The sequence below is a fragment of the Streptomyces sp. NPDC021562 genome (assembly GCF_040640875.1).
GTDB lineage: Bacteria > Actinomycetota > Actinomycetes > Streptomycetales > Streptomycetaceae > Streptomyces.
In genome coordinates this window covers 49,728-68,868 of record NZ_JBFACN010000012.1, presented here as the reverse complement: position 1 = coordinate 68,868, position 19,141 = coordinate 49,728, and the positions used below count along the sequence as shown (strand labels likewise).

At 70.8% G+C, this 19,141-nt stretch carries 20 protein-coding genes and 4 tRNA genes; 17 read left to right on the top strand and 7 right to left on the bottom strand.

Annotation, left to right across the window (positions count from 1 at the left end; genetic code table 11):
- Positions 1–2: 2 nt before the first annotated feature.
- The 3 genes from AB0G52_RS20025 (at position 3) to htpX (ending at position 4,210) form a co-directional block, all read left to right on the top strand.
- Positions 3–1,577, top strand: a complete 1,575-nt coding sequence (locus AB0G52_RS20025) for an NADH-quinone oxidoreductase subunit M (RefSeq protein ID WP_132890242.1) — start codon at positions 3–5, stop codon at positions 1,575–1,577.
- Positions 1,574–3,097 carry an NADH-quinone oxidoreductase subunit N gene (locus AB0G52_RS20020; protein ID WP_132890241.1) on the top strand — a complete coding sequence of 508 codons (1,524 nt, stop codon included), beginning with the start codon at positions 1,574–1,576 and terminating at the stop codon, positions 3,095–3,097. The genes AB0G52_RS20025 and AB0G52_RS20020 overlap by 4 nt, the downstream gene beginning before the upstream one ends.
- Before the next feature lie 249 nt (positions 3,098–3,346).
- The gene (gene htpX / locus AB0G52_RS20015; RefSeq protein ID WP_132890240.1) at positions 3,347–4,210 is read left to right on the top strand and encodes a zinc metalloprotease HtpX; all 864 of its coding nucleotides are present in this window, start codon (positions 3,347–3,349) and stop codon (positions 4,208–4,210) included.
- A gap of 62 nt (positions 4,211–4,272) precedes the next feature.
- Here htpX and AB0G52_RS20010 read toward each other — a convergent pair whose 3' ends face one another.
- Positions 4,273–4,674 carry a YccF domain-containing protein gene (locus AB0G52_RS20010; RefSeq protein WP_132890239.1) on the bottom strand — a complete coding sequence of 134 codons (402 nt, stop codon included), beginning with the start codon at positions 4,672–4,674 and terminating at the stop codon, positions 4,273–4,275.
- Between the two features lie 185 nt (positions 4,675–4,859).
- Here AB0G52_RS20010 and AB0G52_RS20005 point away from each other — a divergent pair, with 185 nt between their 5' ends.
- On the top strand, positions 4,860–5,426 hold the full coding sequence (locus tag AB0G52_RS20005; protein WP_132890238.1) for an SMI1/KNR4 family protein: 567 nt from the start codon (positions 4,860–4,862) through the stop codon (positions 5,424–5,426).
- A gap of 74 nt (positions 5,427–5,500) precedes the next feature.
- On the opposite strand, the gene AB0G52_RS20000 is transcribed toward AB0G52_RS20005, so the two are convergent.
- The gene (locus AB0G52_RS20000; RefSeq protein ID WP_132890237.1) at positions 5,501–6,745 is read right to left on the bottom strand and encodes an APC family permease; all 1,245 of its coding nucleotides are present in this window, start codon (positions 6,743–6,745) and stop codon (positions 5,501–5,503) included.
- A gap of 140 nt (positions 6,746–6,885) precedes the next feature.
- Between AB0G52_RS20000 and AB0G52_RS19995 the strand changes: the two genes are divergently transcribed.
- Positions 6,886–7,152, top strand: a complete 267-nt coding sequence (locus AB0G52_RS19995) for a GlsB/YeaQ/YmgE family stress response membrane protein (protein WP_132890236.1) — start codon at positions 6,886–6,888, stop codon at positions 7,150–7,152.
- Positions 7,153–7,231: 79 nt separating this feature from the next.
- Here AB0G52_RS19995 and AB0G52_RS19990 read toward each other — a convergent pair whose 3' ends face one another.
- Entirely contained in the window at positions 7,232–7,720 is a 489-nt protein-coding gene (locus AB0G52_RS19990) for a YajQ family cyclic di-GMP-binding protein (protein ID WP_132890235.1), read from the bottom strand.
- Between the two features lie 223 nt (positions 7,721–7,943).
- Here AB0G52_RS19990 and AB0G52_RS19985 point away from each other — a divergent pair.
- Together AB0G52_RS19985 and AB0G52_RS19980 are read left to right on the top strand one after the other, a co-directional pair.
- Positions 7,944–8,025, top strand: a tRNA-Tyr gene (locus AB0G52_RS19985).
- 208 nt (positions 8,026–8,233) lie between these two features.
- Positions 8,234–8,446: a hypothetical protein gene (locus AB0G52_RS19980; protein WP_132890234.1), complete on the top strand. Its 213-nt coding sequence runs from the start codon at positions 8,234–8,236 to the stop codon at positions 8,444–8,446.
- Between the two features lie 57 nt (positions 8,447–8,503).
- Here AB0G52_RS19980 and AB0G52_RS19975 read toward each other — a convergent pair whose 3' ends face one another.
- Both AB0G52_RS19975 and AB0G52_RS19970 read right to left on the bottom strand, forming a co-directional pair.
- The gene (locus AB0G52_RS19975) at positions 8,504–9,160 is read right to left on the bottom strand and encodes an SDR family oxidoreductase (protein WP_132890233.1); all 657 of its coding nucleotides are present in this window, start codon (positions 9,158–9,160) and stop codon (positions 8,504–8,506) included.
- Positions 9,161–9,548: 388 nt separating this feature from the next.
- Complete coding sequence (locus AB0G52_RS19970; protein WP_361337588.1) at positions 9,549–10,814, bottom strand: amidohydrolase family protein; 1,266 nt, start codon at positions 10,812–10,814, stop codon at positions 9,549–9,551.
- Positions 10,815–11,092: 278 nt separating this feature from the next.
- Here AB0G52_RS19970 and AB0G52_RS19965 point away from each other — a divergent pair.
- The 8 genes from AB0G52_RS19965 (at position 11,093) to AB0G52_RS19930 (ending at position 16,003) form a co-directional block, all read left to right on the top strand.
- Positions 11,093–11,165, top strand: a tRNA-Thr gene (locus tag AB0G52_RS19965).
- Between the two features lie 44 nt (positions 11,166–11,209).
- Positions 11,210–11,282, top strand: a tRNA-Met gene (locus AB0G52_RS19960).
- 91 nt (positions 11,283–11,373) lie between these two features.
- The gene (rpmG, locus tag AB0G52_RS19955) at positions 11,374–11,538 is read left to right on the top strand and encodes a 50S ribosomal protein L33 (RefSeq protein ID WP_003948671.1); all 165 of its coding nucleotides are present in this window, start codon (positions 11,374–11,376) and stop codon (positions 11,536–11,538) included.
- A 117-nt stretch (positions 11,539–11,655) separates the two neighbouring features.
- Positions 11,656–12,120 carry a MaoC family dehydratase N-terminal domain-containing protein gene (locus AB0G52_RS19950; RefSeq protein ID WP_132890231.1) on the top strand — a complete coding sequence of 155 codons (465 nt, stop codon included), beginning with the start codon at positions 11,656–11,658 and terminating at the stop codon, positions 12,118–12,120.
- A gap of 7 nt (positions 12,121–12,127) precedes the next feature.
- Positions 12,128–12,556, top strand: a complete 429-nt coding sequence (locus AB0G52_RS19945; protein WP_132890230.1) for a MaoC family dehydratase — start codon at positions 12,128–12,130, stop codon at positions 12,554–12,556.
- 139 nt (positions 12,557–12,695) lie between these two features.
- Positions 12,696–13,271 (top strand): helix-turn-helix domain-containing protein, encoded by a 576-nt coding sequence (locus tag AB0G52_RS19940; RefSeq protein ID WP_361337585.1) that lies wholly within the window; start codon positions 12,696–12,698, stop codon positions 13,269–13,271.
- Positions 13,272–13,373: 102 nt separating this feature from the next.
- The gene (locus AB0G52_RS19935) at positions 13,374–14,846 is read left to right on the top strand and encodes an MFS transporter (RefSeq protein WP_361337583.1); all 1,473 of its coding nucleotides are present in this window, start codon (positions 13,374–13,376) and stop codon (positions 14,844–14,846) included.
- A 101-nt stretch (positions 14,847–14,947) separates the two neighbouring features.
- Positions 14,948–16,003, top strand: coding sequence for a UDP-N-acetylmuramate dehydrogenase (locus AB0G52_RS19930; RefSeq protein ID WP_132890227.1), 1,056 nt, complete (start codon positions 14,948–14,950; stop codon positions 16,001–16,003).
- Here AB0G52_RS19930 and AB0G52_RS19925 read toward each other — a convergent pair.
- Both AB0G52_RS19925 and AB0G52_RS19920 read right to left on the bottom strand, forming a co-directional pair.
- Positions 16,000–17,040, bottom strand: a complete 1,041-nt coding sequence (locus tag AB0G52_RS19925) for an adenosine deaminase (protein WP_361337581.1) — start codon at positions 17,038–17,040, stop codon at positions 16,000–16,002. The genes AB0G52_RS19930 and AB0G52_RS19925 overlap by 4 nt on opposite strands.
- A gap of 129 nt (positions 17,041–17,169) precedes the next feature.
- A complete protein-coding gene (locus AB0G52_RS19920) occupies positions 17,170–18,396 on the bottom strand; it encodes a pyridoxal phosphate-dependent aminotransferase (protein WP_361337579.1) in 1,227 nt (408 codons plus the stop codon).
- A 261-nt stretch (positions 18,397–18,657) separates the two neighbouring features.
- On the opposite strand from AB0G52_RS19920, the gene AB0G52_RS19915 reads away from it, so the two are divergent.
- Both AB0G52_RS19915 and secE read left to right on the top strand, forming a co-directional pair.
- Positions 18,658–18,730: transfer RNA gene (locus AB0G52_RS19915), tRNA-Trp, on the top strand.
- Between the two features lie 108 nt (positions 18,731–18,838).
- Positions 18,839–19,123, top strand: a complete 285-nt coding sequence (gene secE / locus AB0G52_RS19910; protein WP_132890224.1) for a preprotein translocase subunit SecE — start codon at positions 18,839–18,841, stop codon at positions 19,121–19,123.
- The last annotated feature ends 18 nt before the right edge of the window (positions 19,124–19,141 follow it).

Genomic DNA, 19,141 nt, shown 5'->3' with positions numbered 1-19,141 from the left:
GCGTGATCGATATCAGTGAATCCGTGATGCAGATCCTTCTGGCATTGATCGTCGTCGGCCCGCTCCTGGGCGCCGTCGCCGCCCTGCTGCCCGCTCCTCCCGGGCTGAAGGGGAAGTCACCCGAGCAGGCCGTGCTCCGGCACGGCGTGACCGTCACCGGTGCCGTCCTCATCGCCGCGATCGTCCTCGCCCTCGGCTTCGACCAGGACCACCCGTCCAGGATGCAGGCCACGACCGACATCAGCTGGATCCCCGCACTCGACGTGCGCATCCACCTCGGCATCGACGGCATCTCGCTCCCCCTCGTGGTCCTGACCGCGCTGCTGACCTTCCTGTGCGCGCTCTACTCGTACTTCAACCCGCCCGCGGGACCGTCCCCGAAGGCCTTCGTCGCGCTGCTGCTCGTCCTGGAGTCCGGCACCCTCGCCACCTTCGCCGTCCTCGACCTGCTGCTGTTCTTCCTCGCGTTCGAGACCGTGCTCGTCCCGATGTACTTCCTCATCGCCCGCTGGGGCGGCGAGGGACGGAACCGGGCCGCCTGGAAGTTCATCCTCTTCACCCTGCTCGGCTCCGTCGTCATGCTGCTCGGCCTGCTCCTGATCGGAATCAAGGCGGGCACGTTCGACATGGTGGCACTCGCCACTGACAACGGCCGGTCGCTGACCACGTCCGTGCAGGTCGTCGCCGTGCTGGCGATCGGGCTCGGACTCGCGGTGAAGACCCCGATGTGGCCCCTGCACAGCTGGCTGCCGGACGCGCACACCGCCGCGCCGACCGTCGGCTCGGTGATGCTGGCCGGCGTCCTGCTGAAGATGGGCACGTACGGGTTCGTCCGGATCCTGCTGCCGGTCGCGCCGGACGGCTTCCGCACCTTCGCGCCCTACCTCGCCGCCTTCGCCGTCGTCGGGATCGTCTACGGGTCCCTGGCCTGCCTGAACCTGGCCAAACGGGGCGTGCGGGGCGACCTCAAACGACTGATCGCCTACTCCTCCGTCGGCCACATGGGCTTCGTCCTGCTCGGCATCGCCACCATGACCCCGACCGGCGTCAACGGCGCCCTGTTCGCCAACATCGCCCACGGCCTCATCACCGGCCTGCTGTTCTTCCTGGTCGGCGGCCTCAAGGACCGTACCGGCAGCACCGACCTCGACACCCTCTCCGCGGACACCGGCGCCGCGCTGTACGGCAGGGCGCCACGCCTCGGCGGGCTGCTCGCGTTCGCCGCCGTCGCCTCGCTCGGACTGCCCGGACTCGCCGGGTTCTGGGGCGAGATGCTCGCCCTGTTCGGCGCGTTCGAGCCCGCCGCCGGCCTGAGCCGCCCGGCCTTCCTGACCTTCATGGCGATCGCCGCCTTCGGCACCCTGCTCACCGCCGCGTACATGCTGGCCGTGGTCCGCCGCGTCTGCATGGGCGCCGCACCACGGGACCTGCCGGAACTCGCCGACGTCCGCACGTACGAGTTCGCTGCCTGGACCCCGCTCGTCGCCCTCACCGTCGTCGCCGGACTGTGGCCCAGGGCCCTGCTCGGCCTGACCGACCCGGCCGTCCAGCAGCTCCTCGCAGGAGGCACCCGATGAGCGCCCTGGCCCAGCCCCTGGCCGCGCACCTCGTCCAGTCCGTCGACTGGCTCGCCATCGCCCCGCCGACCCTCACCGCGGTCGTCGGACTCGCGGTCCTGGTCGCCGACCTGTTCGTGCCCGAGACCAGGAAACCGCTCCTCGGATGGGTGTCGGTCGCCGGACTCGCCGCGGCCGCCGCCCTGCTGCTCCCTCTCCTGGGCCACGACCGCAGCACCTTCTGCGTGACCGGCGCCGCGCACGCGTGCAGCTACACCGCCGACCGCTTCACCCTGGTCGTGCAGTTCCTGGTCCTCGGCGGCGCCCTGCTCACGGCGCTGCTGTCCCTCACCACCCTGAAGGACGGCAGGAGCCGCTACCCCCAGGGCGAGTTCTGGTTCCTGCTGCTCTCCTCGGCCGCCGGTGCCGCCCTGCTGCCCGCCGCACGCGACCTCGCCACCCTGGTCGTCGCCCTGGAGGTCGCCTCCCTGCCCGCCTTCGCCCTCGTCGGCATCCGCCACGGTGACAGACGGTCCTCCGAAGCGGCCCTCAAGTTCTTCCTGTCCTCGGTGACCGCCACCGCCGTCAGCCTCCTGGGCATCAGCTTCGTGTACGCCACGACCGGCAGCCTCTACCTCACCCAGGTCGCCGAACGCGTCCAGCACGTCGACGGACAACTCCACACCCTCGCCCAGGCAGGTGTCGTCCTCACCCTCGTGGGCTTCGCCTTCAAGACGGCCGCGGTCCCGTTCCACTTCTGGGTGCCCGACACCTACGTCGGCGCTCCCCTCCCGATCGCCGCCTACCTGTCGGTCGTCGGCAAGGCCGTCGGCTTCTCCGGCCTGATCCTGGTCACCGTGGTCGCCTTCCCGTCGTACGCCGACATCTGGGGACCCGCGCTCGCCGTCCTGGCCGCTCTCACCATGACCGCGGGCAACGTGGCGGCGCTGCGCCAGCAGGCCACGCGCGCGTACAGCGCGGTACGACTGCTCGCCTGGTCCTCGGTGGGCCAGGCGGGCTACCTGCTGGTGCCGATCGCCGCCGCCGGATACACCGCCGACCCCCGGAAGGCCGTCGGCTCCACCATCGCCTACGCCCTCATGTACGCGGCCGTGAACCTCGGCGCCTTCGCGGTGGCCGCCCTGGTCGGCCGCACCCGGCAGTTGAACCGCCTCTCCGACTACCGCGGCCTGTACGCAAGGAACCCGCTCACCGCGCTGCTCCTGGCGTTCTTCCTGCTGTGCCTGGCCGGACTCCCGCCCGGCGTCATCGGGCTGTTCGCGAAAGTCACCGTCTTCTCGACGGCCGTGGACGCGGGCCTCGGCTGGCTGGCCGTCATCATGGCCGTCAACGTGGTGATCGCCCTCTTCTACTACCTCCAGTGGGCGGCCCTGCTGTTCCGCGCCCCCGAGGGCGAACCGGCCAAGCACCCCCTCCCGGGCCCCCTCACAGCCGCGCTCGCCCTCACCGGCGCCCTGGGCGTAGCACTGTCCGGAGCGCCTCAGCTGGTGCTGCGCTTCGCCGCCACAGGTCTGTTCTGACGTCCCGCGCGCGGGCGGCACCGGGCCCGCACAGGCGCGTGAGTCCGCGTTCCCCGTGTCTCCGGGCGTCCTCACCCGGACGGCTCACACGGCGCACAGCGGGCACAAGGGAACTAGTGGCCACCGCCTGGCGTTGACCAGTTCGGGAATGTCCACTGGACGTGACGCCACGGCACCAGTGGCGTCGGGGACCGGAAGGCAGCAGCTCAGGCAAAGGGTTCCCCTGCCGCACGACTTGGAGGGCGTACCGTGCACCGCCGGCACAACGGGCTAAGGACCGCAGTTCTCCTCGGGGGACTGTCGGCACTCATCATCGTCATCGGCAGTTTCTTCGGCCGGACGGGTCTGATCGTCGCGGTCCTCGTAGCCCTCGGCACGAACGCGTACGCGTACTGGAACAGCGACAAGCTGGCGCTACGCGCGATGCGCGCCCGCCCGGTGAGCGAGTTCGAGGCCCCGGGCCTGTACCGGATGGTGCGCGAGCTCTCCACCCAGGCACGCCAGCCCATGCCCCGCCTGTACATCTCGCCCACGGAGGCGCCCAACGCCTTCGCCACCGGCCGCAACCCGCGCAACGCCGCCGTGTGCTGCACGGAGGGCATCATGCGCATCCTCGACGAGCGCGAACTGCGCGGGGTCATCGGCCATGAGCTCAGCCACGTCTACAACCGCGACATCCTCATCTCGTCGGTGGCCGGCGCACTCGCCTCCGTGATCATGTTCCTGGTCAACTTCGCCTGGCTGATCCCGGTCGGCCGTTCGGACGACGACGACGGCCCGGGTTTCCTCGGCCTGCTGCTGATCATGATCCTGGGTCCGCTCGCCGCCTCCCTCATCCAGCTCGCCATCAGCCGCTCCCGGGAGTACGAGGCGGACGCCTCCGGAGCCCAGCTCACCGGCGACCCGCTCGCCCTGGCCGGCGCGTTGCGCAAGCTGGAGGCCGGTACCAAGCAGCTTCCGCTGCCCCCGGAGCCCCGCATCGAGACCGCGAGCCACATGATGATCGCGAACCCCTTCCGGCCGGGCGAGGGACTGTCCAAGATGTTCTCGACTCACCCGCCCATGGCGGAACGGATCGCCCGGCTGGAGAAGATGGCGGGCCGCCCCCGGTGAGGACCGTCCTGAAGTCCGGCTGCCGGGATGTTGTTTCAGACCCCGGTGCCCGCGGCGGACGATCAGCGTCCTGCGAATCCCTGGTCCGAGGGGACCACCTCGCGCCCCAGCGGCATGAGTGAGATCGGGATGAGCTTCAGGTTGGCCCATCCGAACGGGATGCCGATGATCGACAGGAACAGCGGGATGCTCGTGATCAGGTGTGCCAGGGCCAGCCACCACCCCGCGAAGATCACCCAGATCACGTTGCCGATGAAGGACCCGGCGCCGGCGTCGGGCCGCTCCACGGTCGTCCGCCCGAACGGCCACAGGACGTAACCGGCGATACGCAGGGACGCGATGCCGAACGGGATGGTGATGATCAGGACGAAGCAGATCAACGCTGCGATCAGGTAACCGAGGGCCATCCAGAAGCCGCAGAAGACGAGCCACAGGATGTTGAGCAGCAGGTTGAACACCTTCATGGTCGGTACCCTCTCCAGGTCACTCCGTCGGCATGCCTGCTGCCACAAGTATCAGCCGGTCAGGCGCCCGGACGAAAGTGCCGCACTCTTGTAGCGTGATCGGGAACGTTCCGGGACGAGGAGCGTCGGCGGAACGTCGTCCAGGGCCCGGCCCCATTGTCAGTGCCGCCCTGCATCATGAAGCCATGACGGAGATCGAGCAGTTGCTGACACGGGTGACCGCGAAGGCCCGCAACTCCCCTCCGTGGGGCTGGCCTTCGCTGCCCGCGCCCGTCGACGCGGCCTCGCTCGACCGCGCGCGGGAAGCCCTGGGCTTCCCCCTGCCGCCCCTCCTCGCCGCGCTCTACCGACGGGTGGGCGACGGCGGCTTCGGCCCGTCCTACGGTCTGCTGCCCCTGCTGGACGCCGCACCCTCCGGCGAACCGGCCGCCGTCGTCCAGTACCTCACGAACCGTGCAAGCGGCCGCAAGGACCCGCAGTGGCCCTGGCCCGAGGGCGTGCTGCCGATATCCCACTGGGGCTGCGGCATGTACGCATGTGTGGACTGCAGCACCCCCCAGGCCACCGTCCTGCTCTACGAACCGAACGCCGACCACGCGGACGCCGCCTGGTTCGTGGACGCGCCCACCCTCACCGACTGGCTGCACGTCTGGCTGGCCGGTACGGGCTGGTACGAGGAGACCGACGAAGGCACCGAACTCGCCCCCTGGGCCGACTTCCGCAGACGCACCGCCCCGGAACAGGCCACCTGACGGCTCCGGCGACCAGCGGAGGCCGGCCCCGACGACCAGCGGTGGCCCGGTTCCCCCGACCGGAGCGGGCGGCCCTACCCGCCCGCCGCCCACCGTCGTACGGCGTACGCCGCCGCGCCCACCGCCAGTACCGCCGCCCCCGCCCCCACCGCTCCCGGCGGCAGCGCGAACGCGAGGGTCGCGCAGCCCAGCAGACCGACCACCGGCACCACGCGGGCGCGCGGAGCCGGGTCCAGCGTCCATGCCGAGGCGTTGGCCACCGCGTAGTACGCCAGCACACCGAAGGAGGAGAAACCGATGGCGCCCCGGACGTCCGCGGTCGCCGCCACCACCGCCACCACGGCGCCGACGGCCAGTTCCGCGCGGTGCGGGACCTGGAAGCGCGGATGCACGACGGCCAGCGCAGGAGGCAGATGGCCGTCGCGGGCCATGGCGAGCGTCGTACGCGACACCCCCAGGATCAGGGCGAGCAGCGAGCCGAGCGCGGCCACCGCGGCCCCCACCCGCACCACCGGCACCAAGGCCGGCGCCCCGGCTGCCCGCACCGCGTCCGCCAGCGGCGCGGCCGCCCGTCCGAGTCCGTCCGCGCCCAGCACCGACAGCGTCGCCACCGCCACGCACGCGTACACGACCAGGGCGATGCCCAGGGCCAGCGGAATCGCGCGCGGGATGGTGCGGGCCGGGTCGCGCACCTCTTCACCGAGGGTCGCGATCCGGGCGTACCCGGCGAACGCGAAGAACAGCAGACCGGCGCCCTGAAGGACCCCGCCCACGCCCGACGACAGGCCCAGGTCCAGGTGCCCGGCGTCCGCCTGCCCGGACGTCAGACAGGCGACCACCACGGCGGCCAGGACCGCCAGCACCACTGCCACGATCACCCGTGTCAGCCACGCCGACTTCTGGATGCCGCCGTAGTTCACCGCGGTCAGCGCCACCACGGCCGCGACCGCCACGGCATGCGCCTGGCCGGGCCAGACGTACACGCCGACGGTGAGGGCCATCGCCGCGCAGGACGCCGTCTTCCCGACGACGAACGCCCAGCCCGCGAGGTACCCCCAGAAGGCGCCGAGCCGCTCCCTGCCGTAGACGTAGGTGCCGCCGGACTGGGGGTGGCGGGCGGCGAGGCGGGCCGAGGACATGGCGTTGCAGTAGGCGACCAGAGCAGCCACGGCCAGCCCCGGCAGCAGCCCGGACCCGGCCGCGCGGGCCGCCGGACCCAGCGCCGAGAACACGCCGGCCCCGATCATCGAGCCGAGTCCGACGACCACCGCGTCGCGCACGCCCAGCGTGCGCCGCAGGCCTGCGGGCGAGGAAGTCATGCGCCGCACCCTACTGATCGCCGCAACCGCCCGGCATCGCCGAAGCGTCCTGGCCATCGACAGAGCACGAACAGTCGGCCGGGACGGAGATCACAGGGCCGGGTCAGTGCGAACACAGGGCGGAAGGGCAGGTTCAGGGCATGGGCATCATCAGTTGGATCATCCTGGGACTGTTGGCCGGCGCCATCGCCAAGTTCCTGCTGCCGGGTCGCGATCCCGGCGGTTTCATCGGCACGACCCTCATCGGCATCGTGGGTGCGTTCCTGGGCGGCTGGATCTCGGCCCGGTGGCTGGACCACCCCTTCACCAAGGACTTCTACGACGGGACGACCTGGCTGGCGGCGATCGGCGGCTCGCTGGTGCTGTTGATCGCCTATCGGCTCCTGTTCGGGAACTCGCGCGACTGAGTGCGGTGATCCCCGACGGCATGGGAGAGGGTGGGCGCCAAGGGGCGCCCACCCTCTCCCATGCCCCGGCCGGTCGTGTCTACCGGTAGTTAACGAACTGGAGGGCGAAGTCGAAGTCCTGGCCCTTCAGGAGCGCGATCACGGCCTGGAGGTCGTCCCGGCTCTTCGAGCTGACGCGCAGCTCGTCACCCTGAACCTGGGCCTTCACGCCCTTGGGGCCCTCATCGCGGATGATCTTCGCGACCTTCTTGGCGTTCTCCTGGGAGATGCCCTCCTCGATCGACGCGAAGATCTTGTACTCCTTGCCGGAGAGCTGCGGCTCGCCCGCGTCCAGCGCCTTCAGCGAGATGCCGCGCTTGATCAGCTTCGACTGGAAGACGTCGAGGATCGCCTTGACCCGTTCCTCGGAGTTCGCCTGCATCAGGATCTTCTCGCCGGACCAGGAGATCGAGGCGTCCACGCCCTTGAAGTCGTAGCGTTGCGAGACCTCCTTGGCGGCCTGGTTGAGGGCGTTGTCGACCTCCTGCCGCTCGACCTTCGAGACGATGTCGAAACTGGAGTCGGCCATGTCCTGTGGCTCCTTGTATCGGGGGTATCGGGATGCGGTCCGGCGCGTCGCGGCGGCCGTAGGGCCCGGCGCGGAGACCGGGGCGCATCCGCACCAGCCTAGCCATCCCGCGTCCCGTGGGCGCCGATCAATCGAGTGGCGGAGCACCCCTCGGGATCGGGTATTGTTTACGTCGTTGCCAGGGAGCACCGCCGAAAAGCGGTTCGACTCGGCAGCGAAACCCGGCGGTGTGCCCGAGCGGCCAAAGGGAGCAGACTGTAAATCTGCCGGCTCAGCCTTCCCAGGTTCGAATCCTGGCGCCGCCACTTCGGGGAAGACCCCTTCTGGACTGCGGAAACGCAGATCAGGAGGGGTCTTTTCGTATGACGTGGGTGGTGTCAGGGAACGGCGTGACATGTTCCACACCCGCGCTCGGTCGTGCCGGTGCCGGATGGGCACCGGTGCGGGCGCGTCACCCCCGGTAGCCCCCGCAGCCCCCGATACGCGTGCGGCGCCCCGGGGCACACTGAACACATGTCCTTCCGTCGCAGAACCTGTCCGGTGTGCCACCGCGAAATCGCCGTCGTCGCGGGTCGCTTCGCACGGCACGACCCGCCCGGGGCGCGCGGGACCGGCGACCTGGTCTCCTGCACCGGCTCGCGGCGGCAAGCTCAACTCGGGGCGGTGCAGCCTTCGTTGGACGGTTACGCAGTGCCGGACTTCCCGGGACAGCTGCCACTGTTCTGAACACTCCGAGCGCTCCGAGCGGCGGCCCTCAACAGCACGAACGGGCGGCCGACGAGGTCAGTTCCCGGCGACCGACTTCACGGCCACCGCGACCGGCACCGACCCGCCGATCAGCTCCAGGGTCAGCCCGGCCGTCGCCGAGGTGTCCACCAACTCCGCCAGTACGGCGGCCACATCGTCGCGCGTGACCGCACCCCGGCCCGTGTGCGCCTCCAGCCGCACCAGGCCCGTGCCCGGCTCGTCCGTCAGGGCGCCGGGGCGCAGGACGGTCCAGTCCAGGGCGTCCTGCCGGGTGACATGGGCGTCGGCCGCACCCTTGGCCCGCAGGTACACGTCGAAGACGTCGTCGCCCTTGTGCTGGGGATCCGCGCCCATCGAAGAGACGATGACGAACCGGCGTACGCCCGCGCGCACGGCCGCGTCCGCGAACAACACCGCCGCGTCCTTGTCCACCGTCTCCTTGCGGGCCGTGCCGCTGCCGGGACCCGCTCCGGCCGCGAACACCGCGGCGTCCGCCCCTTCCAGATGCGCCGCGACCTCCTCCACCGACGCCGACTCCAGGTCGAGCAGCACCGGTTCGGCGCCGGCCGCCCGCAAATCGTCGCCCTGCTCGGCCTTCCGGATGATCCCCGCGACCTCGTCCCCACGCGCGGCGAGCAGCCGCTCCAGCCGCAGCGCGATCTGACCATGACCACCAGCGATGACAATGCGCATGTTTCCGACCGTACGCCCGAAGCCCCGCATCCGCCGCACGACTTCATGCGCCCCACTCGTACGCGTGGTCTTACGGGGGCGTCACCCGCGGCAGCTCCCAAGGGGCCCGAACTTGCTCCCGCGCGAGTGCCTCTCCGCGCCGTGCGTGCCCGCGCGTCCGCCCCTGCCACCCGTCCTGCCGTCCCGGCCCCGGAAGCCCTCCACGCCGCCCGAGTGGCCCTCGGAGGGTGGCCGCCGTGCCCACGCCCCGCCGCACGCCACCCCACCTCGCACGAAGCGCGCCCACCGCCCACCGCGCCTCAGCACACCTTCTTCCAGCTCGCGCCCCTCAAGTCCGCACTCCCTCGGTCCGCGCTCCCTCAGCACGCGCTCCCTCGACCCCACCCCCTCAGGACAATTCCCCCCGCCCCTGTCGCGGCAGTCCCAGCTCCGCGGCCACCGCCGAGTTGCAGTACTCACGCACCGCGCTCGTGCGTGCCACCACGCGCCCCCGGTGCACCACGATCCGGCTGTAGGCGAGAGAGAGCGCGCCCGCCAGGTGGTCGCCGCGTACGGCGAGAAGCTCGGCGGGAAAGCCGGCCTCGACGCGGACCTCGGGGAGGCCGAGGGCCGCGCGGGCGGACGCGCTCACGGCGTCGTAGGCGTCCTCCGGGCGCAGACCGTGGCGGGAGGCCAGGAGGTAGGCCGCTTCGAGGGGATCGCCGCGTCCTACGGGGTTCGAGAGGTCGCGCAGGGCGCCGCTGCCGGCGGCGACCCGTACCCCGGCCGCGCGCAGCAGCCGTAGCGGAGCGGTACCGCGCCGGTCGACGGAACCGCAGCCGCCCTGGGGCAGGCACACCACCGTGACGCCCGCCGCGGCGAGTTGGTCCGCGACCCGGGCCGCCGCCTCGACGGGCAGGCGCGTGAGCCCGGCGCACGGGCCGAGGGTCACGCCGGGGCGCATACCGCCCGCCATCGCCGCGAGCCTGGCCAGCCGGGCCGGGTCGGTGGCGTCGGTGTGCAGGTCGACCGGACAGCCGTGCTCGGAGGCCACCTCCAGTACGGCCTCCACATAGCCCGTCGGGTCCGGGTCGAGGTCGGGGCAGCCGCCGATCACGGACGCCCCCATCTTCGCGGCGTCCCGCAGCATCGCGAGCCCGTCGGCGCCCGCGACCCCGGTCAGCACGCGCGGCATCGCGACGGCCGTGAGCTCGGCGAGCCCGCGCAGCGAGCGGCGTGCCCTGAGGACCGCGGCCAGGGCGCCCAGTCCCTGGACGTCGCCCACGCGTACGTGCGCGCGTACCGCCGTCGCACCGTGCCCGAGCTGCAGCAGAGCCGCTTCTGTGGCGCGGCGCTGGACGTCCTCGGGCTCGTACGTGACGGGACCGTCGTGCTCGGCGGAGAGCGCGGTGTCCGCGTGGGCGTGCGGTTCGGCCGGGGCCGGGAGGAGGAGGTAGCCGCTGAGGTCCACGCGCGTGCCGCCCGCGCGGGCGAGGCCCGACGCGAGGCTGCCGGCCGTGCCGACCGCCTCGATGCGCCCGCCGCCCAGCCGTACGTCCACGGTCCGGCCGTCGGTGAGCCGCGCGCCGCACAGGAGGAGCGCGGCCGGGTCGGAGTGGCCCGAGGAACCCGAGGAGTTGGACGACGAGGGCGGCTGCGGCTGGCTGTCGGGCATCGCGCTCCATGGAGGTCGGTCCAGGCGGGGGACTCAAGATCACGCAGAGTGAGTCGAGCCTAGGCTGACGGCGGGCGCGGGGCCGGGAGGAGCGCAATAGTCGTACCGGAGCCGTCGGACCTGCGAGGAACGGGTCGGGCACGCGCGCGCGGGGAGCGTCGGAAGGGGCCCGAGGGGCCGCCGGGAGGCGGCGGGGAGCCGTGGGCGACGGGCCGGGAAGGGCGGCGGGAAACGGATTTGGGTGAACGGCGGCCGAGCGTGTAATGTCTTCATCGCTCGCCCCAATAGCTCAGTCGGCAGAGCGTCTCCATGGTAAGGAGAAGGTCTACGGTTCGATTCCGTATTGGGGCTCTGGTGTGAGAGGTCCCGTCGCAAGGCGGGGCTGATCTCATCAAAGCGGTGTAGCTCAGTCGGTAGAGCAAGCGGCTCATAATCGCTGTGTCACCGGTTCAAGTCCGGTCACCGCTACTGACAGTAGCCGATTGCGGGGTCGGTCCTTCGATCGGCTACTCTTTCTTGCGTTGAATCAAGTCCATCCGTTCGTCTTAGGAGCACTCACGTGGCTGCCACCGACGTCCGCCCGAAGATCACGCTGGCCTGCGTGGAGTGCAAGGAGCGGAACTACATCACCAAGAAGAACCGGCGTAACAACCCGGACCGTCTTGAGATGAAGAAGCACTGCCCGCGTTGCAACGCGCACACCGCGCACCGCGAAACGCGATAACTACAGGCTCGTTCGTGAGGCCGTCCCCGGTTCGGGGGCGGCCTCACGGCGTTTCGGCAGCCGGCTTTCCCGCTACTTTGTGGGGCAGCACAGCAGACATCAGGAGGTGCCGGGCCAATGGCGCTCGACCAGTCCTTCGTGGGACGGGCCTACCCGTCCACCGAGCCCTACGAGGTGGGCCGGGAGAAGATCCGTGAGTTCGCCGAGGCGGTGGGCGACACCAACCCCGTGTACACGGACCCGGAAGCCGCCAAGGCGCTCGGCTATTCCGATGTGATCGCCCCGCCGACTTTTGTCTTCTCGATCACTTTCCGGGCGGCCGGACAGGTCGTCGAGGACCCGCAGCTCGGCCTGGACTACAGCCGGGTCGTGCACGGCGACCAGAAGTTCGCCTACCGGCGCCCGGTGCGCGCCGGTGACCGGCTGAGCGTCACCTCGACCATCGAGGCCGTGAAGTCGCTCGCGGGCAACGACATCATCGACATCCGCGGAGACGTCCACGACGAGGCGGGCGAGCTCGTGGTGAGCGCGCTCACCAAGCTGGTGGCCCGCGCTGCGGACGCGGCAGAAGGCGAGGCGTGAGGATCCGATGACGGCGAAGATCGCGTACGAGGACGTCGAGGTCGGCACCGAACTGCCGACGCAGATTTTTCCCGTGACCCGTGCCACCCTGGTGCGCTACGCGGGCGCCTCCGGGGACTTCAACCCCATCCACTGGAACGAGAAGTTCGCCAAGGAGGTCGGGCTGCCGGACGTCATCGCGCACGGCATGTTCACCATGGCGGAGGCGATCCGCGTGGTCACCGACTGGACCGGTGACCCGGGTGCGGTCGTCGACTACGGCGTCCGTTTCACCAAGCCCGTCGTCGTCCCGAACGACGACCAGGGCGCCCTGATCGAGGTCAGCGGCAAGGTCGCGGCCAAGCTGGACGACAACACGGTGCGCGTCGACCTGACGGCGACGAGCGCCGGGCAGAAGGTGCTGGGCATGGCGCGGGCGGTCGTGCGACTCGGCTGAGAGCCGGCCGTCCGACGAAGCGACCGCGGTACCCGCGGTGCGGAGTCGTAAGGAGCGTCCTTCCTTGCGGGCGCTCCTTACGCAGTGTGACGCCGACCACTCGTTGACGGAGTTAGTGATTGAGTACTAACTTGTTCGCATGGTCAGGATGAGTGCTGAGGAGCGACGCGTGAGCGTCGTCCGCGCGGCGATCGCCGAGTTCTCGCAGAGGGGCTACTACGGCACCTCCACCGAGGCGATCGCCAAGCGGGTCGGCGTCTCGCAGCCGTATCTCTTCCGGCTCTTCCCGGGCAAGAAGGCGATCTTCGGTGCCGCCTCGCTGCTCTGCATCGACGAGATGCGTGAGCTCTTCGAGAAGGCCGCCGAAGGGCTGGAGGGGCAGGAAGCCCTGGATGCCATGGGTGAGGCGTATGTGCGGCTGATCCAGGAGCGGCCGGAGCGGCTCCAGATGCAGATGCAGACGTACATCACCCTCGCGGCCGCGGAGGCGGAGGGCGAGCACGAGTTCGGTGAGCTCGTACGGGCCGGCTGGACGCGACTCTGGGAGACGGTGCACCTGCTCTCCGGAGCCGACGTCGAACGCACCACCACCTTCCTCGCCAAGGGGATGCTCATCAACACCTACACGGCCATGGGATTCCCGCCCGAGCACCGGGTCTGGCAGGGGATGTACCAGGACGCCCCAGGCGGCCGGACGGCCGGACAGGCGCAGTGATGCCGGAGGGGCGGTTCATGCGTCCCGTCCGGGGTTTTTGCCGGACCAAAAACTTAGTGATCAATAACTAATCTACTGTCACAGGCCAGCCCTGGGGGAGCGATGTCACCAGAGACAGCACAACGGACCGCGCAGCAGACCGGACGAAAGCCCGCACCTCGCGGCGGCGCCGCATGGGCACTCGTCATCACTGGTGTCGCCGGATTCATGGCGTCCCTCGACAACCTCGTCGTCACCACCGCCCTGCCCTCCATCCGCAAGGACCTCGGCGGAGCCCTGGACGACCTCGAATGGACCGTGAGCGCCTACACGCTCACCTTCGCCGTCCTGCTCATGTTCGGAGCCGCCCTCGGTGACCGCTTCGGCCGACGCCGGCTCTTCCTCGTCGGCCTCACCGTCTTCACCGGCGCCTCCGCCGCCGCGGCCCTGGCGCCCGGCATCGACACCCTGATCGCCGCCCGCGCGGTCCAGGGTGTCGGCGCGGCCGTCATGATGCCGCTCACCCTCACCCTGCTGACGGCCGCCGTCCCCGAGGCCAGGCGCGGCATGGCGTACGGCATCTGGGGGGCCGTCAACGGGCTCGCGGTCGCCTCCGGGCCGCTCATCGGCGGCAGCCTCACCGAACACGTGTCCTGGCATTGGATCTTCTGGCTGAACGTCCCGCTCGGTGTCGCGGTACTGCCGTTCGCCCGCCTCCGGCTCGCCGAGTCGTACGGCACCGGGGCCCCGCTCGACCTCCCCGGCACCCTGCTCGCCAGCGGCGGTCTCTTCGGGATCGTCTACGGCCTGGTGCGCGGCCCCGCCGACGGCTGGACCAGCCCCCTCGTGCTCACCGGTCTGTTCGCCGGCACCACGCTGCTCGCCGGATTCGTGCTCTACGGCAGCCGTGCCGCAAACCCCATGCTGCCGATGCGGCTCTTCCGGTCCCGCGCCTTCTCCGGGATCAACGCGGCCAGCCTGCTGATGTTCCTCGGGATGTTCGGATCGATCTTCCTGCTCAGCCAGTACATGCAGGGCGTGCTCGGCTACTCGCCCACCGAGGCCGGTCTCAGGATGCTGCCCTGGACGGGCATGCCAATGATCGTCGCGCCCGTCGCCGGCATCCTCTCCGACCGGATCGGAGGCCGTCCGGTCGTCGCCGCCGGGCTCTTCCTGCAGGCCGCAGGCCTCGGCTACCTGGCCTCCGTGGTCACCGCGCACGCCTCCTACGGCACCCAGCTGCCCGGCCTCGTCATCAGCGGGATCGGCATGGGCCTCTACTTCGCCCCGGCCGCCAACCTGGTGATGTCCGCCGTGCGCCCGCAGGAACAGGGCATCGCCTCCGGCGCCAACAACGCGCTCCGCGAGGTCGGCGGCGCGCTCGGTGTCGCGGTCATGTCGTCGATCTTCTCCGCACAGGGCGGCTACGCCGGAGCTCAGGACTTCGTGGACGGCCTGCGGCCCGCCCTGGTGACCGGCTCGACGGCGGTCGCCCTCGCCGGAGTCGCCGCGCTGCTGATCCCGGGCCGGCGCCGGGCCCCGCGGACCGTCGCGGAGACGGAGTCCGCGTCGGAGCCGGTGGCCGTCGGCAGCTGACGCACGCGCGCGTGGGGCCCCCGTTCCGGCGGACGGGGGCCCCACGCGCGCGTGCGGATCGGGAAGGGAGGCTGTCAGCGGCGTCTCGTAGTCTTGGGCCCGTGCAGGAACTCCACGACGCCCCCCTCGCCCCTCTCACCACCTTCCGGCTCGGCGGCCCCGCCACCCGGCTGGTCACCGCGGTCACCGACGCCGAGGTGATCGCCGCCGTCCGCGCCGCCGACGACACCGGGACCCCGCTGCTCGTCATCGGCGGCGGATCGAACCTGGTCATCGGCGACAAGGGCTTCGAGGGCACGGCCCTGCGCATCGCCACCACCGGCTTCGAACTGCGCGGTACGACGGTGGAGCTGGCGGCCGGCGAGGTGTGGACGGACGCGGTCGCCCGCACCGTCGAGGCCGGACTGGCCGGCGTCGAGTGCCTCGCCGGGATCCCGGGCTCGGCGGGCGCCACACCGATCCAGAACGTGGGAGCGTACGGGCAGGAGGTGTCCTCGACCATCACCGAGGTCATCGCGTACGACCGCCGGGCCGGTGAGACCGTGACCCTCACCAACGAGGAATGCGCGTTCTCCTACCGGCACAGCCGGTTCAAGGACGACCCCGAGCGGTACGTCGTGCTCCGCGTCCGTTTCGTGCTGGAGGACGCGGACGGACTCTCGGCGCCCGTGCGGTACGCCGAGGCCGCGCGGGCGCTCGGCGTGGAGCCGGGGGACCGGGTGCCGCTGGCCGAGGCCCAGGAGACCGTGCTGAAGCTGCGTGCGGGGAAGGGCATGGTGCTGGACCCCGAGGACCACGACACCTGGTCCGCCGGGTCCTTCTTCACCAACCCGATCCTCACGGACGCGCAGTTCGCCGACTTCCACGCGCGCGTGCGCGAGCGGCTGGGCGACGGGGTCGAGCCGCCGGCCTACCCGGCGGGCGAAGGACGCATCAAGACCTCGGCGGCGTGGCTGATCGACAAGGCGGGGTTCGGCAAGGGATACGGCAGCGGGGCGGCCCGGATCTCCACCAAGCACACGCTGGCGCTGACCAACCGCGGCGGCGCGACGACCGAGGACCTGCTGGAGCTGGCGCGGGAGGTCGTCGCGGGCGTTCACCAGGCCTTCGGCGTGACCCTCGTCAACGAGCCGGTGACGGTCGGCGTCAGCCTCTAGGGCAGCGGAGCGGTCAGCCAGGCGTCGATGCCCGTCAGCAGCTCCGCCTTCGTGGCCTCGGGCGCGGCCGAGCCCCGCACCGACTGGCGGGCCAGCTCCGCCAGCTCCGCGTCCGTGAAACCGTGGTGCACGCGCGCGATGTCGTACTGGGCCGCCAGCCGGGAGCCGAACAGCAGCGGGTCGTCGGCGCCCAGGGCCATCGGGACATCTGCCTCGAAGAGGGTCCGCAGCGGGACGTCCTCGGGCTTCTCGTAGACGCCCAGGGCCACGTTGGAGGCCGGGCACACCTCGCAGGTGATCTGCCGGTCCGCCAGGCGCTTGAGCAGCCGCGGGTCCTCCGCCGCCCGCACCCCGTGCCCGATCCGGGAGGCGTGCAGGTCGTCCAGGCAGTCCCGGACCGACGCGGGGCCCGTCAGCTCGCCGCCGTGCGGGGCCGCCAGCAGGCCGCCCTCGCGTGCGATGTGGAACGCCCGGTCGAAGTCCCGTGCCATGCCCCGCCGCTCGTCGTTCGAGAGACCGAAGCCGACCACGCCGCGGTCCGCGTACCGCACCGCGAGGCGGGCGAGCGTGCGCGCGTCCAGGGGGTGTTTCATACGGTTCGCGGCGACCAGGACGCGCATGCCGAGCCCGGTCTCCCGGGACGTCGTCTCCACCGCGTCCAGGATGATCTCCAGGGCCGGGATGAGTCCGCCCAGACGCGGGGCGTACGACGTCGGGTCCACCTGGATCTCCAGCCAGCCCGAGCCGTCCCTCAGGTCCTCCTCGGCGGCCTCCCGCACGAGTCGGCGGATGTCGTCGGGCTCTCTGAGGCAGGAGCGCGCGGCGTCGTACAGCCGCTGGAAGCGGAACCAGCCGCGTTCGTCGGTGGCCCGCAGCCTCGGTGGCTCGCCGCTGGTCAGAGCGTCGGTGAGCGCCTCTGGGAGGCGTACGCCGTACTTGTCGGCCAGTTCCAGGACGGTGCCCGGCCGCATCGAACCGGTGAAGTGCAGATGCAGGTGAGCCTTGGGCAGCTCAGAGACATCACGTACGTGCTCCATTCCAGGATCCTGCCGTACGTACCCGCCGTACCGGTAGCCGATTGCCCTTTAGTGGCCTTGCTCGCACACGAGAACGGGCCGCCTCCCCCATGGGAGACGGCCCGCACGCGCGTGCAGCGCGAAAGAACGTCAGTCCCTGGCCTCGGCCAGCAGCTTCTGCATCCGGCTCACGCCCTCGGCGAGGTCCTCGTCACCGAGCGCGTACGACAGCCGCAGGTAGCCGGGCGTGCCGAAGGCCTCGCCGGGGACGACCGCGACCTCGGCCTCCTCCAGGATCAGCTCGGCCAGCTCCACCGAGGAGGCCGGACGTCGGCCGCGGATCTCCTTGCCGAGCAGCGCCTTGACCGACGGGTACACGTAGAAGGCGCCCTCGGGCTCCGGGCACAGGACGCCGTCGATCTCGTTGAGCATGCGGACGATCGTCCTGCGGCGCCGGTCGAAGGCCTCGCGCATCTTCGCGACCGCGTCCAGGTCGCCGGAGACGGCGGCCAGGGCGGCGACCTGCGCCACGTTGGACACGTTCGAGGTGGCGTGCGACTGGAGGTTCGTGGCCGCCTTGACGACATCCTTGGGGCCGATGACCCAGCCGACCCGCCAGCCGGTCATCGCGTACGTCTTGGCGACACCGTTGACGACGATGCACTTGTCGCGCAGCTCGGGCAGGATCGCCGGCAGCGAGGTGAACTTCGCGTCGCCGTAGACCAGGTGCTCGTAGATCTCGTCGGTGAGGACCCACAGGCCGTGCTCGACGGCCCAGCGGCCGATCGCCTCGGTCTCGGCCTCGGTGTAGACCGCGCCGGTCGGGTTCGACGGGGAGACGAACAGCACGACCTTCGTCTTCTCGGTGCGCGCCGCCTCCAGCTGCTCGACGGAGACCCGGTAGCCGGTGGTCTCGTCGGCGACGACCTCGACCGGGACACCGCCGGCCAGACGGATGGACTCCGGGTACGTCGTCCAGTACGGGGCGGGCACGATGACCTCGTCGCCCGGGTCGAGGATCGCGGCGAAGGCCTCGTAGATGGCCTGCTTGCCGCCGTTGGTGACCAGGACCTGGGAGGCGTCGACCTCGTAGCCGGAGTCGCGCAGCGTCTTCGCGGCGATGGCGGCCTTCAGCTCGGGCAGACCGCCGGCCGGGGTGTACCGGTGGTACTTCGGGTTCTTGCAGGCCTCGATCGCGGCGTCGACGATGTAGTCCGGGGTCGGGAAGTCGGGCTCACCGGCGCCGAAGCCGATCACCGGGCGCCCGGCGGCCTTCAGGGCCTTGGCCTTGGCGTCCACGGCGAGGGTGGCGGACTCGGAGATCGCGCCGACTCGGGCGGAGACCCGGCGCTCGGTGGGAGGGGTTGCAGCGCTCATGGACCCATCGTTTCAGACCGGAAACCTGCCCGGCACGCCGGTTTCACAGACTGAACAGCTTCGGGCCGAACCATGAACAAGCGTGCGGATCCGGCCCCCGGCCAGGACGATCTTCGGTACGACTGCCCCGGACTGGCGCTTTCTGTTCGACGCGGCGCCACGGAGCACGTACACTCTCACCTCGTTGGCCTTCAGCAGCCGCGGCCGAGACGGTGCACACACCGAGCACCCGTCCGGATGCGGTACGTTGGGGGACACCAAAGGGTCGTAGCTCAATTGGTAGAGCACCGGTCTCCAAAACCGGCGGTTGGGGGTTCAAGTCCCTCCGGCCCTGCTACACACACCGCCAGGATGTGTGCGCATGTACGTACAAGCATTGCACCGCCGTGCGGCTCTGGAACCGGGCGCGGCACGGCCACGACCCGGGATCAGGTGAGGACGAATGACGGACGCCGTGGGCTCCATCGACACTCCTGATGCCGATGAGGTGCCCGAGTCCAAGAAGAAGGCCCGCAAGGGCGGCAAGCGTGCCAAGAAGGGCCCGCTGAAGCGTCTCGCCACCTTCTACCGCCAGATCATCGCGGAGCTCCGCAAGGTCGTCTGGCCGACTCGCAACCAGTTGACGTCGTACACCACCGTGGTGATCTTCTTCGTCGCCATCATGATCGCTCTGGTGACCGTGATTGACTATGGACTCAACCACGCTGCCAAGTACGTCTTCGGCTGAGCACAGAGCGAAGGGCGC

Excerpts from the sequence above, each read along its gene's own strand:
- AB0G52_RS20020 (WP_132890241.1), top strand. The coding sequence starts at position 1,574 with ATGAGCGCCCTGGCCCAGCCCCTGGCCGCGCACCTCGTCCAGTCCGTC.
- AB0G52_RS20010 (WP_132890239.1), bottom strand. The coding sequence starts at position 4,674 with ATGAAGGTGTTCAACCTGCTGCTCAACATCCTGTGGCTCGTCTTCTGC.
- AB0G52_RS20005 (WP_132890238.1), top strand. The coding sequence starts at position 4,860 with ATGACGGAGATCGAGCAGTTGCTGACACGGGTGACCGCGAAGGCCCGC.
- AB0G52_RS20000 (WP_132890237.1), bottom strand. The coding sequence starts at position 6,745 with ATGACTTCCTCGCCCGCAGGCCTGCGGCGCACGCTGGGCGTGCGCGAC.
- AB0G52_RS19995 (WP_132890236.1), top strand. The coding sequence starts at position 6,886 with ATGGGCATCATCAGTTGGATCATCCTGGGACTGTTGGCCGGCGCCATC.
- AB0G52_RS19990 (WP_132890235.1), bottom strand. The coding sequence starts at position 7,720 with ATGGCCGACTCCAGTTTCGACATCGTCTCGAAGGTCGAGCGGCAGGAG.
- AB0G52_RS19980 (WP_132890234.1), top strand. The coding sequence starts at position 8,234 with ATGTCCTTCCGTCGCAGAACCTGTCCGGTGTGCCACCGCGAAATCGCC.
- AB0G52_RS19975 (WP_132890233.1), bottom strand. The coding sequence starts at position 9,160 with ATGCGCATTGTCATCGCTGGTGGTCATGGTCAGATCGCGCTGCGGCTG.
- AB0G52_RS19970 (WP_361337588.1), bottom strand. The coding sequence starts at position 10,814 with ATGCCCGACAGCCAGCCGCAGCCGCCCTCGTCGTCCAACTCCTCGGGT.
- AB0G52_RS19950 (WP_132890231.1), top strand. The coding sequence starts at position 11,656 with ATGGCGCTCGACCAGTCCTTCGTGGGACGGGCCTACCCGTCCACCGAG.
- AB0G52_RS19945 (WP_132890230.1), top strand. The coding sequence starts at position 12,128 with ATGACGGCGAAGATCGCGTACGAGGACGTCGAGGTCGGCACCGAACTG.
- AB0G52_RS19940 (WP_361337585.1), top strand. The coding sequence starts at position 12,696 with ATGGTCAGGATGAGTGCTGAGGAGCGACGCGTGAGCGTCGTCCGCGCG.
- AB0G52_RS19935 (WP_361337583.1), top strand. The coding sequence starts at position 13,374 with ATGTCACCAGAGACAGCACAACGGACCGCGCAGCAGACCGGACGAAAG.
- AB0G52_RS19925 (WP_361337581.1), bottom strand. The coding sequence starts at position 17,040 with ATGGAGCACGTACGTGATGTCTCTGAGCTGCCCAAGGCTCACCTGCAT.
- AB0G52_RS19920 (WP_361337579.1), bottom strand. The coding sequence starts at position 18,396 with ATGAGCGCTGCAACCCCTCCCACCGAGCGCCGGGTCTCCGCCCGAGTC.
- secE (WP_132890224.1), top strand. The coding sequence starts at position 18,839 with ATGACGGACGCCGTGGGCTCCATCGACACTCCTGATGCCGATGAGGTG.